This is a genomic window from Shewanella frigidimarina NCIMB 400, assembly GCF_000014705.1.
Lineage (GTDB): Bacteria > Pseudomonadota > Gammaproteobacteria > Enterobacterales > Shewanellaceae > Shewanella > Shewanella frigidimarina.
The window spans coordinates 1149883-1163561 of record NC_008345.1; the positions used below are offsets into that span (position 1 = coordinate 1149883).

11 protein-coding genes and 2 tRNA genes are annotated in these 13679 nt (G+C 42.0%); 12 read left to right on the forward strand and 1 reads right to left on the reverse strand.

The features are described from left to right. The first annotated feature begins 116 nt into the window (after window positions 1–116). The 12 genes from folP to rpsO all read left to right on the forward strand — a co-directional run bounded on the left by folP (window position 117) and on the right by rpsO (window position 10496). Window positions 117–896, forward strand: coding sequence for a dihydropteroate synthase (gene folP / locus SFRI_RS05060; protein WP_404948487.1), 780 nt, complete (start codon window positions 117–119; stop codon window positions 894–896). 54 nt (window positions 897–950) lie between these two features. After that, on the forward strand, window positions 951–2288 hold the full coding sequence (gene glmM, locus SFRI_RS05065) for a phosphoglucosamine mutase (RefSeq protein WP_011636459.1): 1338 nt from the start codon (window positions 951–953) through the stop codon (window positions 2286–2288). Window positions 2289–2427: 139 nt separating this feature from the next. Next, window positions 2428–3210 carry a triose-phosphate isomerase gene (gene tpiA, locus SFRI_RS05070; RefSeq protein ID WP_011636460.1) on the forward strand — a complete coding sequence of 261 codons (783 nt, stop codon included), beginning with the start codon at window positions 2428–2430 and terminating at the stop codon, window positions 3208–3210. A gap of 4 nt (window positions 3211–3214) precedes the next feature. Then, complete coding sequence (gene secG, locus SFRI_RS05075) at window positions 3215–3550, forward strand: preprotein translocase subunit SecG (protein WP_011636461.1); 336 nt, start codon at window positions 3215–3217, stop codon at window positions 3548–3550. 13 nt (window positions 3551–3563) lie between these two features. After that, window positions 3564–3650, forward strand: a tRNA-Leu gene (locus SFRI_RS05080). An 81-nt stretch (window positions 3651–3731) separates the two neighbouring features. After that, window positions 3732–3807 (forward strand) — tRNA-Met (locus tag SFRI_RS05085). A 169-nt stretch (window positions 3808–3976) separates the two neighbouring features. Next, window positions 3977–4432, forward strand: a complete 456-nt coding sequence (gene rimP / locus SFRI_RS05090) for a ribosome maturation factor RimP (protein WP_041413431.1) — start codon at window positions 3977–3979, stop codon at window positions 4430–4432. Window positions 4433–4463: 31 nt separating this feature from the next. Next, on the forward strand, window positions 4464–5963 hold the full coding sequence (gene nusA, locus SFRI_RS05095; RefSeq protein ID WP_011636463.1) for a transcription termination factor NusA: 1500 nt from the start codon (window positions 4464–4466) through the stop codon (window positions 5961–5963). Window positions 5964–5988: 25 nt separating this feature from the next. Beyond that, the gene (infB, locus tag SFRI_RS05100) at window positions 5989–8634 is read left to right on the forward strand and encodes a translation initiation factor IF-2 (RefSeq protein ID WP_011636464.1); all 2646 of its coding nucleotides are present in this window, start codon (window positions 5989–5991) and stop codon (window positions 8632–8634) included. A gap of 66 nt (window positions 8635–8700) precedes the next feature. Further along, window positions 8701–9132 carry a 30S ribosome-binding factor RbfA gene (gene rbfA, locus SFRI_RS05105; protein ID WP_011636465.1) on the forward strand — a complete coding sequence of 144 codons (432 nt, stop codon included), beginning with the start codon at window positions 8701–8703 and terminating at the stop codon, window positions 9130–9132. Next, entirely contained in the window at window positions 9132–10085 is a 954-nt protein-coding gene (gene truB, locus SFRI_RS05110) for a tRNA pseudouridine(55) synthase TruB (RefSeq protein WP_011636466.1), read from the forward strand. The genes rbfA and truB overlap by 1 nt, the downstream gene beginning before the upstream one ends. Before the next feature lie 141 nt (window positions 10086–10226). Continuing rightward, entirely contained in the window at window positions 10227–10496 is a 270-nt protein-coding gene (gene rpsO / locus SFRI_RS05115; protein ID WP_011636467.1) for a 30S ribosomal protein S15, read from the forward strand. A 1130-nt stretch (window positions 10497–11626) separates the two neighbouring features. On the opposite strand, the gene SFRI_RS05120 is transcribed toward rpsO, so the two are convergent. Next, window positions 11627–13663 carry a putative bifunctional diguanylate cyclase/phosphodiesterase gene (locus tag SFRI_RS05120; RefSeq protein WP_011636468.1) on the reverse strand — a complete coding sequence of 679 codons (2037 nt, stop codon included), beginning with the start codon at window positions 13661–13663 and terminating at the stop codon, window positions 11627–11629. Between the last annotated feature and the right edge of the window lie 16 nt (window positions 13664–13679).

Below are 13679 nucleotides of genomic sequence, written 5' to 3' on the forward strand. Positions count from 1 at the left end.
AGTGAATAAAGAAGACCCCGAAAGGGGTTTTCTTGTTTTTAATCTACTGTAGGAAAATACCATTGTTTCAATTAACTCATGCCAATAAAACGCTCGACTTATCAGCCCCTGTTGTGATGGGAATTGTAAACGTGACACCTGATTCTTTTTCTGATGGTGGCGAATACATCGATTTCGAACAAGCTTGCCGACATGTTGATTATATGGTCGAACAAGGTGCATTAATTATTGATGTCGGTGGTGAGTCAACTCGCCCAGGGGCTGCAGAGGTCTCTGTTGAGCAGGAGCTTGCTCGGGTTATTCCTATTATCGAATATACCGCTAAAACACACGACGTATGGATTTCAATCGATACCAGCAAACCTGAAGTGATGGAACAAGCTGTCAATGCTGGAGCTAATTTGATTAATGATGTGCGTGCCTTACAAATGCCAGGAGCCTTAGCGATGGCTGCGACGTTAGATGTGCCGATTTGCTTGATGCACATGCAAGGCGAGCCCAAAACTATGCAAGATGAACCTGAGTATCAAGATGTGATTGATGAGGTGGCTGCTTTCTTTGAATTGCGTATTGCATACTGCGAAGCCGCCGGAATTGAGCGCGAACGCTTAATTCTTGATCCAGGTTTTGGCTTTGGCAAAACTTTAGCGCATAATTACCGCCTATTAGCGGCGTTACCCAAATTACATGAATTTCACTTACCTTTATTGGTCGGTTTATCACGTAAAAGCATGATTGGTGACCTGTTAGCACGCGAAACAGATCAGCGTCTTGCGGGTAGTCTCGCTGGGGCATTGATTGCTGCTCAGCAAGGTGCACATATTATTCGAGTCCATGATGTACCCGAAACTGTCGATGTACTCAAAGTGATGTCAGAAACAATGGCCTACTTGTAGTGACAGCGGCACCATAACGTTATAAGTACAGTGAAATCACTTAAGAAGGGACCTGTGAAACAAAGAAAATTTTTTGGAACCGATGGTATTCGCGGCAGAGTAGGGGCGGGTAAAATGACCCCTGAACTAGCATTGAAGCTCGGTTGGGCGGCAGGACGAGTATTGTCTCGAAATGGCACTCAAAAAGTGATTATTGGTAAGGATACCCGTATTTCAGGTTACCTATTTGAATCGGCATTAGAAGCGGGATTATCAGCTGCTGGATTAAACGTTTTATTACTTGGCCCAATGCCGACCCCTGCTGTTGCTTATTTAACTCGTACATTTCGTGCAGAAGCTGGTGTCGTAATTAGTGCTTCGCATAATCCTTACTATGACAACGGTATCAAATTCTTCTCTACCGATGGCAGTAAGCTTGATGATGCTATTGAATTAGAAATTGAGGCTGAACTTGAAAAGCCGTTAGTGTGTGTTGAGTCGCACTTATTAGGCAAGGCTCGTCGAATTGAAGATGCTGCAGGACGTTACATCGAATATTGCAAAGGGAATTTTCCTGCCGACCAAACTCTCGAAGGTTTAAAAATTGTTGTCGATTGTGCTCATGGCGCAACTTATCATATAGCTCCTAATGTGTTCCGTGAATTGGGTGCTGACGTGATTGCGATTGGAGATAAACCCGATGGACTCAATATCAATGATAAAGTCGGCGCAACATCAATGGCTAAGATTTGTGAGACTGTATTGGCTGAAAAAGCTGATTTAGGGATTGCACTCGATGGTGACGGCGATCGTATTATGATGGTTAATCGCCATGGTGAAGTAGTCGATGGTGATCAAATCCTGTATATTTTAGCGGTAGATGCTCAAAAGCGTGGTATTTTAAAAGGCGGAGTAGTCGGCACGTTAATGTCTAATTTAGGCTTAGACTTAGCGCTGCAAGCACTTGATATTCCTTTTGTTCGCTCTAAAGTTGGTGACAGGTATGTCATGGAGATGCTGAGGGAGAATGAATGGCGTATAGGTGGTGAAAACTCTGGTCATATTCTCAACCTAGATCATGGTACTACCGGTGATGGTATTGTTGCAGGTATTTTAGTGTTAGCTGCGATGCGTCGTCAAAATGCATCTCTTGAACAATTAACCGAGCCGATGAAGATGTTGCCTCAAGTATTGGTTAATGTCCGCTTTGAAGGGGACTCTAATCCGTTAGATACCGATGCGGTGAAATCTGCGCAAGCTGATGTTGAGTTGCAATTAGGTGCTCGCGGACGCGTTTTATTAAGAAAATCGGGTACCGAACCGTTAATCAGAGTGATGGTTGAAGGTGATGATCATCCGCAAGTGCTTGCACATGCAAATCGTATTGCTGACGCGGTAAAGGCAGCATGTTAATCATTTGAATATTCAGATATGTTGTTGCTCGCTTAAAAAGTAGACGCTTCGACACTTTATGTGAAATATTCCCCTTTTAGCTCTTGTAACTTGATAAGTGGTTCGCTATTATTCACGCCGCTTTCAGAGGAGACAGTGAATGGCACTCAGACGTCCTATGGTCGCTGGCAACTGGAAAATGAATGGTAATTCAGCACTAGCAGAAGAATTATTTAAGAAGTTTGCTACAAAGCTCCAAAATGATTCCGCTGAAGTGGTTTTATGCCCGCCTTCAATTTATCTTGAAAGTGTTAGGCAGCTGCTTGAAGCCAATAAGCAAACCTTAGACGGTGCGCTTGTTAGAATGGGTGCTCAAAATCTTAGTCAACATGATTTTGGTGCATATACCGGCGAAATATCCGGGCAGATGCTAAAAGATTCTGGATGTCGATATGTTATTATCGGCCATTCCGAACGTCGCCGTATGTACGGAGAGACGAGTAATATCGTGGCAGAGAAGTTTGCCGCAGCACAAAAATATGGTCTGACACCGATTTTATGCGTAGGTGAATCAGGACCAGCTCGTGAAGCAAGACGTACCTTTGAGGTGATTGCGGAAGAGCTTGATATAGTAATTGAAAAAAACGGTACCATGGCTTTTGATAACGCAATTATCGCCTACGAACCTTTATGGGCTGTAGGGACAGGTAAAAGCGCAACACCAGAGCAGGCACAAGAAGTACATGCGTTTATTCGCAGTCGCCTCTCTGAAGTGTCTCCCTTTATTGGTGAGAATATCAGAATTCTATACGGTGGTAGCGTCACCCCAAGCAATGCGGCAGATATCTTTGCCCAGCCTGATGTTGATGGTGGTCTGATTGGCGGTGCAAGTTTGAACTCAAGTGAGTTTTTAAGTTTATGTACCATAGCAATGAGCGCGTAATTATATGTACGAAGTTCTGATAGTTGTATACTTGGTGGTAGCTTTAGGCCTTATAGGCTTAATTTTAATTCAACAAGGAAAGGGTGCCGATATGGGCGCATCTTTCGGAGCCGGTGCCTCAGGCACTCTATTTGGCTCAAGTGGTTCAGGTAACTTCCTGACCCGCAGTACTGCAGTATTAGCCATTGGCTTTTTTGCATTAAGTTTAGTGATTGGTAATTTAAGCGCTAATCACACTGAGCAAAATGAACAGTGGAAAGATTTAGGTCCAGCAGCAGAGCAAATCATTGATGATGCGCCTGTTCAGACCGAACAGTCAGAAACGAAAATTCCTGACTAGTATACCAGGTGTCGCCGAGGTGGTGGAATTGGTAGACGCGCAGCCTTGAGGTGGCTGTGTCTTAACGGACGTGCGGGTTCAAGTCCCGCTCTCGGCACCAGATTTAAACTAACAAATCATGGATTGAGTTTGATTAGTTATTGCAAGATATAGTGTAAATCAATATACTTGCATCAGTTGACGCGGGGTGGAGCAGTTGGTAGCTCGTCGGGCTCATAACCCGAAGGTCGTCGGTTCAAATCCGGCCCCCGCAACCAGCTCCTTGTGATTTAGTTTCGTAAGAAAATAAATCACAATTTACAGGTTTTATAATAAAATAACCTCGTGATTACGGGGTTTTTTGTTATATGAACTTTTAAATATCCGTGTTAGATGCGGGTTGCAATGGGGCTATTAGCCCTTTTTTTGTTTTTTTGGGGGTCATTTTTGGCAACAATAGAATCCAAGCTAGTTGAAATGTTAACAGTACCTGTTGAAGCTCTAGGCTTTAAACTATGGGGCATTGAGTATATTCAAGCTGGTCGTCACTCAATTCTTCGTGTGTTTATTGATCACGAGAATGGCATCAATATTGAAGATTGTGCAGAAGCCAGTCGTCAAGTTAGCGCAGTTATGGATGTTGAAGACCCTATTTCTACAGAATACACATTAGAAGTATCTTCACCTGGCGTAGATAGACCGTTATTTACTGCCGAGCAATATAGAGCTTATATAGGTGAAGAAACAAAAGTACAATTGACTATGCCTGTTGCCGGTAGTCGTAATTTAAAAGGCGTCATTAGTAGTGTTGATGGGCAAATGCTCACTATCACCGTTGATGGTAAAGACTTGATTGTTGCTTTGGATAATATCCGTAAAGGCAACGTTATAGCTAAGTTTTGATAGTTTCAGGTGAAGAACGAGGCAAGACCAAATGAATAAAGAGATCCTGCTAGTCGCAGAAGCGGTTTCCAATGAGAAAGGCCTTCCGCGCGAGAAAATTTTCGAAGCGCTAGAAATTGCACTGGCTACCGCAACAAAGAAAAAATATGAAGGCGATATTGAAGTTCGCGTAGCTATTGATCGTAAAACAGGCCATTACGACACTTTCCGTCGTTGGATGGTGGTTGACGATCAAGGTGAAGCTCTGGAAAACCCATACAGCGAAATTACGTTTGAAGCCGCTCGTTATGAAGAACCAGAGATTCAAGTGGGTGAGTTTATTGAAGATCAAATCGACTCAGTTGCATTTGACCGTATCACCACGCAAACCGCTAAACAAGTTATCGTACAGAAAGTACGTGAAGCTGAACGTGCACAAATTGTTGAACAATTTATTGAACGTGAAGGTGAGATTGTTACTGGTGTTGTTAAGAAAAGCACCCGTGAAAGCGTAGTTGTTGATTTAGGTAACAATGCTGATGGCGTGTTATTTAAAGAAGACTTAATCAGCCGTGAATCTTTCCGTCCTGGTGACCGTGTGCGTGCATTATTGTACTCAGTACGTCCAGAGGCGCGTGGCGCTCAGTTATTTTTAACGCGCAGTAAAGCTGAAATGTTGATTGAACTGTTTCGGGTTGAAGTGCCAGAAATTTACGACGAATTGATTGAAGTAATGGGTGCCGCTCGTGATCCAGGTGCTCGCGCTAAAATTGCCGTGAAATCAAATGATCGTCGCATTGACCCTATTGGTGCATGTGTTGGTATGCGTGGCGCACGTGTACAAGCCGTATCAAACGAATTAGGTGGCGAGCGCGTAGATATCGTGTTGTGGGATGATAATCCTGCACAATATGTGATCAATGCCATGGCGCCAGCTGATGTTGCATCTATCATTGTGGATGAAGACAACCACTCGATGGATATTGCTGTAGAAGCTGACAGTTTGGCACAGGCTATTGGTCGTAATGGCCAAAACGTACGTTTAGCGACTCAACTCACTGGTTGGGAACTAAACGTAATGACAGTTGAAGACATGAACAAAAAACACCAAGCTGAAAGTGCAAAAGTGATTGATTTGTTTGTGGCTTATCTAGATGTAGATAAAGATTTTGCAGCCGTATTGGCTGATGAGGGATTCACTTCGCTAGAAGAGATTGCTTATGTCCCAGAATCTGAACTATTAGCAGTAGAAGGTTTCGACGAAGGAATCGTTGAAGCATTACGTGAACGTGCAAAGGCGGCAATCTCTACAAGAGCATTAGCGTCGGAAGAAGCGTTAGATGGTGCAGAGCCAAGTGATGATTTACTAGCATTGGAAGGATTAGAAAGACATTTAGCTTATGTTCTTGCGAGCAAAGGCGTAGTGACTTTAGAAGACTTGGCCGAGCAAGGTATTGACGATTTAATTGATATTGAAGAATTAACAGAAGAAAAAGCAGGCGAGCTCATCATGGCTGCCCGCAATATCTGTTGGTTTGGCGAAGAAGCATAAGTCGATCAACAGGGGGATCTAATTGATGGCAGATACAAGCGTAGAAAAATTAGCAGCGGAAGTGGGGAAATCGGTTGATCGATTAATCGAGCAATTCTCACAAGCTGGTATGAACAAAAAACAACTCGATACTGTTTCAGAAAAAGAGAAGCAACAGCTTCTTGATTATCTAAAAAAACAGCATGGTGCAGATTCAGTTCCGACTAAAATGACATTGCAGCGTAAAACGGTGTCTACGTTAAGTGTTGCAAGCACTGGCGGTCAGTCGAAAGACGTGAAGGTAGAAGTTCGTAAAAAACGTACTTTTGTTAAGCGCGATGATGCAGAATTAGCAAAACAAGCTGAATTAGAAACTCAAGCTAAAGCCAAAGCAGAAGCTGAAGCCCAAGCAAAAGTGGAAGCTGAAGCAAAAGCAGCTGCAGAAGCGAAAGCTACTGCAGATGCGAAGAAAAAAGCGGAAGCAGAAGCCAAATTGAAATCAGAAAAAGTAAAGTCTGAACCTAAAGTAACTAAAGTTGCTGACCCAGAAACTGCAGCAGCAAAAGTTGAAGCAGATCGTTTAAAAGCGACTCAAGAAGCCGTGCTTACTCAAAAGCAAAAAGATGAAGCTGCTAAAGCCGCAGAAACTGCGCGTCAACTTGCAGAAGTAAACTCAAAGCGTTGGGCTGAAGAAGAGCGCCAACGTTTAGATGCTGAAAAGAATGGCGATCACCACATCACAACGTCTAAAGTTGCTCGTGCAGCAGAAGACAGTTCAGATGCTGATGATGAAAAACGTGGCCGTCGTGCGCGCAACAAAAACGCTAACAAAAAACGTGGCGGAAAAGATGCTCGTGACGGTCGTGAAAAACACATGCGTAACCGCAGTACAGCACCTGAATCTATGGCGCACGGTTTTAATAAACCTGCTGCAGCTGTTAGTCGTGATGTGCGTATCGGTGAAACTGTAACCGTATCTGAACTAGCGCATTTAATGGCAATCAAAGCCACTGTTATCATCAAGCAAATGATGAAAATGGGCACCATGGTAACGATTAACCAAGTACTTGACCAAGAAACAGCCCAAATGGTTGCTGAAGAATTAGGTCATAAAGTTGTACTTATTCGTGAAAACGAACTTGAGCATCAAGTACTAAAAGATCGTGATGATAATATCCAACTAGAGTCTCGTGCTCCGGTTGTGACTATCATGGGTCACGTTGACCATGGTAAGACGTCATTACTTGATTATATCCGTCGTGCGAAAGTTGCTGCTGGCGAAGCCGGTGGTATCACTCAGCATATTGGTGCATATCACGTTGAAACTGAAAACGGCATGATCACCTTCCTTGATACTCCTGGTCACGCGGCGTTTACGTCAATGCGTGCTCGTGGTGCTAAGGCGACTGATATTGTTATTTTGGTTGTTGCTGCCGATGATGGTGTAATGCCACAAACGATTGAAGCGATTCAACATGCTAAAGCGGGTAACGTACCGTTAATCGTAGCTGTTAACAAAATGGATAAGCCAGATGCTGATCCAGAGCGTGTTAAGAGCGAACTGTCTCAACATGGCATCATGTCAGATGATTGGGGCGGAGATAACATGTTCGTTCACGTATCAGCCAAAACTGGTATGGGCGTTGACGAATTGTTAGAAGGTATCTTGCTTCAATCTGAAGTGTTAGAACTTAAAGCAGTACGTGATGGTATGGCTGCTGGTGTTGTTATCGAATCGCAACTTGATAAAGGTCGTGGCCCTGTGGCGACTATCCTGGTTCAAGAAGGTACGTTACGCCAAGGTGATATCGTTTTATGTGGTCTTGAGTACGGTAAGATTCGTGCGATGAAAGACGAAAACGGTCATGCTATTACTGAAGCGGGTCCATCTATTCCAGTAGAGATTTTAGGTCTTTCTGGTGTGCCGTCTGCAGGTGATGAAGCGACAGTGGTACGTGATGAGCGTAAAGCTCGTGAAGTTGCATTGTATCGTCAAGGCAAGTTCCGTGATGTTAAGTTAGCGCGTCAGCAGAAGTCTAAGCTAGAAAACATGTTTGCGAACATGGAAGAAGGCGAAGTACAAGAGTTGAACATCGTACTTAAAGCAGATGTTCAAGGTTCTCTTGAAGCGATTTGTGAATCTTTAGCTAAACTGTCTACAGATGAAGTTAAAGTGAATATTATTGCTCGCGGTGTAGGTGCATTAACCGAAACCGACGCAACATTAGCCGCTGCTTCAAATGCGATTCTTGTTGGTTTCAACGTCCGTGCTGATGCACAGGCTCGTAAGACCATTGATTCAGAAAGTGTTGATTTACGTTATTACAGCATCATCTACAACTTAATTGATGAAGTTCGTGCCGCAATGACAGGTATGCTAGCGCCTGAATTTAGACAAGAAATTATCGGTCTTGCAGAAGTTCGTGACGTATTTAAGTCTCCTAAAATTGGCGCTATCGCTGGTTGTATGGTTACCGAAGGTATCGTTAAACGTAGCGCACCAATTCGTGTTCTACGTGATAACGTGGTTATCTTCGAAGGTGAACTTGAATCATTACGCCGCTTTAAAGACGATGCACCAGAAGTCCGTAATGGGATGGAATGTGGTATCGGTGTGAAGAACTATAATGACGTTCGTGTAGGAGACCAAATTGAGGTCTTCGAAACAGTCGAAATAGCTCGCACCTTATAAGTACCAATGGAAGGGCGGCTTTAGCCGCCCTTTTTGATTGTAGACCTAACGATATGGCATATCATCATGGCAAAAGAATTTAGTCGTACACGCCGTATTGCACAACAACTCCAGCAAGAACTTGCAATGGTGTTGCAACGCGATATGAAAGATCCTCGCATTGGTTTTGTCACAGTAAATGACGTCGACGTCTCTCGTGATTTAAGTTATGCAAAAGTTTATGTGACCTTTTTTGAAGAAGATACTGAACTTGTTCAACAAAAAATTGATGCGCTTACTGTAGCTGCGCCTTATGTCCGTACTTTAGTCGCTGGCCGCATGAAATTACGCGTCATGCCTGAATTACGTTTTATTTATGATAGTTCGCTAGTAGAAGGCATGCGTATGTCTAACCTAGTGACACAAGTCATTAATAAAGATAAAGCCAAACAGCAGCAATTTACGCCTGACACACCTGATAACAGCGAGTCTGTTGACGGTGAAAAGGAGCAAGATTAATGGCTCGTCGCCCTAAAGGTCGCTTCATCGACGGAATCGTATTACTCGATAAAGATACTGGCATGAGCTCTAATTTTGCCCTGCAAAGAGTAAAGCGTTTTTTTAATGCCAATAAAGCTGGCCATACAGGTGCTTTAGACCCGTTAGCAACAGGTATGTTGCCTATTTGCCTGGGAGAAGCGACTAAGTTCTCTCAGCATTTATTAGATTCGGATAAGCGCTACCTGGTGACAGCTAAATTGGGTCAACGTACTGACACAAGTGATTCAGATGGGGAAGTCGTGCAAACGCGCCCTGTTAACGTTACTCAAGCATTACTTGATGAAAAGCTCGCATTTTTTCGAGGAACCACTCAGCAAATACCGTCAATGTATTCGGCATTAAAATACCAAGGTCAGCCTTTGTATAAATATGCTCGTGAGGGGATTGAAGTTCCACGTGAGTCGCGACCTATTACCGTGTTTGAGCTAAATTTTATTAAGCTTGAAGGTGATGAATTAACCTTAGACATTCATTGTTCTAAAGGGACTTACATTCGCACCATTATTGATGATTTAGGTGAAATGCTTGGTTGTGGAGCACATGTGGTTATGTTGCGTCGTACTCAAGTCGCCGAATATCCTTATGAAAAAATGGTAACGCTTGCCCAATTAGAAGCGCTACTTGAACAAGCTCATAGACAAGATGTTGCTCCTCAGACCCTAATGGATCCGTTATTGTTACCAATGGATACTGCAGTGGCTAAATTTGCTGAAATTAACTTGCCTGAGGCGATGCTATATTACGTCATGCAAGGGCAAGCAATTCAAGCAGCGGGACTTAAGCCTGATGAATTAGTGCGGATCACTATTGGCGATGAACGCCGATTTGTTGGTATGGGTATCATGAATGATGATGGTTTATTAGCACCCAAACGTTTAATTGTGATCCACGATAATGATGCCGCTGAGTAGTCTGTTTACTTAGTCATTCACTTTTTCAGATAAATAATCGAATTTTATTGCGGTTAGCCAGCAATCTGGTTAGAATATCGCGCTCACTCTGGCTGAGTTAGTGATCGGCTTGAGATACATTTACTTTTTTTGGAGATACACATGTCACTAAGTGCTGAAACAAAAGCAAAAATTTTGGCTGATTTTGGTCGCTGCGAAAACGATACAGGTTCAACTGAAGTTCAAGTAGCTTTGTTAACTGCTCAAATCAACCACCTTCAAGGTCACTTTAAAGAGCACATCCATGATCACCACTCTCGTCGTGGTTTATTACGTATGGTTAGTGCACGCCGTAAGCTTTCTGCTTACTTAAAGCGTACAGACGTAGCTCGTTATACTGCTATGATCCAGAAGTTAGGTTTACGTCGTTAATTCGACATTCTGCTTACTTTTGTAAGTAGTTTAACCGTAAAGAGGGAGGCCATAAGCCTCCTTTTTTTATTGCCTAAATTAATCAAATCGCCTCAGAATTGTGCCAAACAAGTACCCACTAGTTGTCTTGGCGTTATCTACCCAATCTACAGCAATAGCATCTTGGTATTATATCTACGGGCTATTTTAATGGTCAAATATTCTATGTAAGTTGTTTTAGAATCGTCTTCTGGACGAAAATCGCTGTTTTCCCTTGCATTGCCGACACTCGCTAAAAACTTTTTCTGCTAGTTAATTCCATCGATATTAACCTTTTAATTGGTTATGGCTAATTTTTAGATCGTTCTTTCATCGTCATCAACGTTACGCTAAGTTTTATTTCATTATTTTGGAAGATATTGATCAGAAACTATATGGTCATTTCAATAAAAATATAACCTATTTATTTGTCTAAGCATTTACGTTTCGGCGTAATCTTCAGGTTATTTTTCATCTGCAATATCTTTTAACATCATAGCCAACACAGTAAATTGAATACTTAAGTCGCATTGAATTGATACGTGTAATTGCAGGATTAAAGGCGCTAGGGAACACAGGAGCAGTTACCGACTGCAATTACGCTAACTGTTACGCATTTCCTTAGAAAATGTTTAACTCTTGCTGAGAGACCTAATGGGCAATGAATTTGATATGGTAGTATTTGGTATTTCTATGCCTAACCAGTACTTCCTTGTAGCTATAGATGGGCGGTGACAACTTAATATCCTGCCATCACTAACTTCTAGTTAGTGAGTGAATAAAATAACAATTTGAACCTTACATTTGCCTTAAACAATTACGGCTGAAACATTAATTTTGATGACCATATTGCAAAAGAGTTCTGCTAGGATTTTTTAGAGAATAGAGAATAGAGAATAGAGAATAGAGAATAAGGGGCAGCTTACCATTTTTCCAAATGAATTAAGCCCTTTAGATGAGGTAATATGTTACCTGCGGAAGGTTAATACGGCCACTGCCACCTCAAAATAATGTCGTTTTATATTGATGAACCACTGACTAACTCTTACGTTCAAGCCGGTCGCTAATGAATGTGTTTCGGCATCTGATACCAGACATTGAGCTTGTAGTGGTTAAACGTGCATTATTTTCGCAGTATTACAGGCAATATATTTCTCTTCAAACTCTTCTATTGGTAATGGCTGGCTGAAGTAAAAACCTTGGCCGATTTCACATTGATTTTCTTTGAGCCATTCCTGCTGTTGAATATTTTCAATACCTTCAGCAACAATGGTCAAATCAAGCTGGCGTCCGAGCATTAAAATAGTTGACGCAATTGCGCTATCTTCTGGAAGATCGCTAACAAATGCACGATCAATTTTCATCGTGGTAATCGGCAAGTGTCGTAAATATGATAATGAAGAATACCCAGTACCAAAGTCATCGACCGCAATACCAAAACCAGCTGACTTGAGTTGTTCCAATTTGGTAATTGCTTGTTCAACATCATTCATCAGTGACGTTTCTGTTATTTCTATTTCAAGCAATTCTGGACGTATTTGATAACGAATTGCCAGTTGCTTTATATCAGGTACTAAACTGGCATCGGCAAATTGTTGCGAGGCCACATTAACAGCAATAGGAATCGCATAATTGTATTTTCGTTGCCATTCCCTAATGACTTTACAGCTTTGTTCGATAACCCAACGTCCGATAGGAATGATAATACCTGTTTCTTCAGCAACAGGGATAAATGACATTGGGCTGATTAATCGACCGTCTTTTTGCCAGCGAATAAGTGCTTCACATCCGACGACTTGATTGGTGTTTAAATCAAACTTAGGTTGGAAATATAATAAAAATTCGTTGTTTTTCAACGCATCGTGTAACGAGGCTTCTGTACGTAATCTCACAGCTGCACGTTCTGTCATTTGTTGTTTAAAGAACGACCATTGATTAGAACCAGCGGCTTTAGCGCTGTACATAGCAATATCTGCATGACGAATTAAATCCTCTGCGGTGTTACCATCTTCTGGATATATTGATATCCCGATAGAAGCCGCTGGATGGATAGCATGCTCATTTAGTTGAATCGGAGTATTTAATTGGATCAGTAACTTATCTACAAAATCAGCTGCTTGTGCCGGGGTTTGTATTTCATCGGCTAAAATCACGAATTCATCGCCACCTAAACGCACCACGCTGCCTCGATCACCGACCACTCTTTCTAAAATACGTGCGATTCGTGCGAGGAATTGATCCCCTAATGCATGGCCTAAAGAGTCATTGACGTTTTTAAACCGATCTAAATCGATAAAGAGTAGAGCAAAATTTCGTTTATGAACTCGTGATCGTTGAATCGTCACATTGAGTGTTTCTAATAATAAGGTTCGGTTTGGTAAACCAGTTAATGGGTCTCGCGTCGCCATCTTGCGCAGTTTATTTTGAGTCTGACTAAATTGTAATAAAATTTGATTAAATTTACTGGTAACGAGCCCTAATTCATCATCTTTATGGGCTTGAGACATAGGCAACAAGTTTTCATCTGGATAATCTGGGTCAATTTTATCGATAGCTTCACTAATACGTGCGATAGGTTGTGTTAGAAAACGATGAAACACCACTGTTAGTACAAGTGTTAGTAATAATGCACGAGCTAATGTTGCTATTAGCCCAAGTTGTAGTTGGCTAAAAAGTTTTGTGGTGAGTTTTTGAGTGTCGTAAAAAATGGTTAGTGTGCCAATGAGTTGCTGTTGTTTATTGCCTTCAAAATAGAACGGACGATACAGCGAACGGGAAATTTCTTTTCTTTCACCAAAAAGGCGATTACTTAAGGATATGTAATTATTAGAGAATTCATCTGATTCATTGGCCTCAGACACAAATAATGAACCATCATCAAGCTCAATGACCGCTGAACCGACATTATCGACTTTGATAATACCTTCGAGTGTTTGACTAGCAAGTTTGTCATCTAACGACCATACTGCATTGGTGGTGGTTTGTTCTACGGAATTTAGCAGTTCTTGCTGTGCTGCAGTGAGCTGTTGATTAGTCGTAATGACCATAAACGCAATTTCTACTATAAAGATGGCAATTGCAAAAAACAAAGCAGTAAATACCACTAAGTTTGTTTGTTTCCATGTAAGAGACTTAAAACGGGCAGTCATGTATTATTCCATGTCA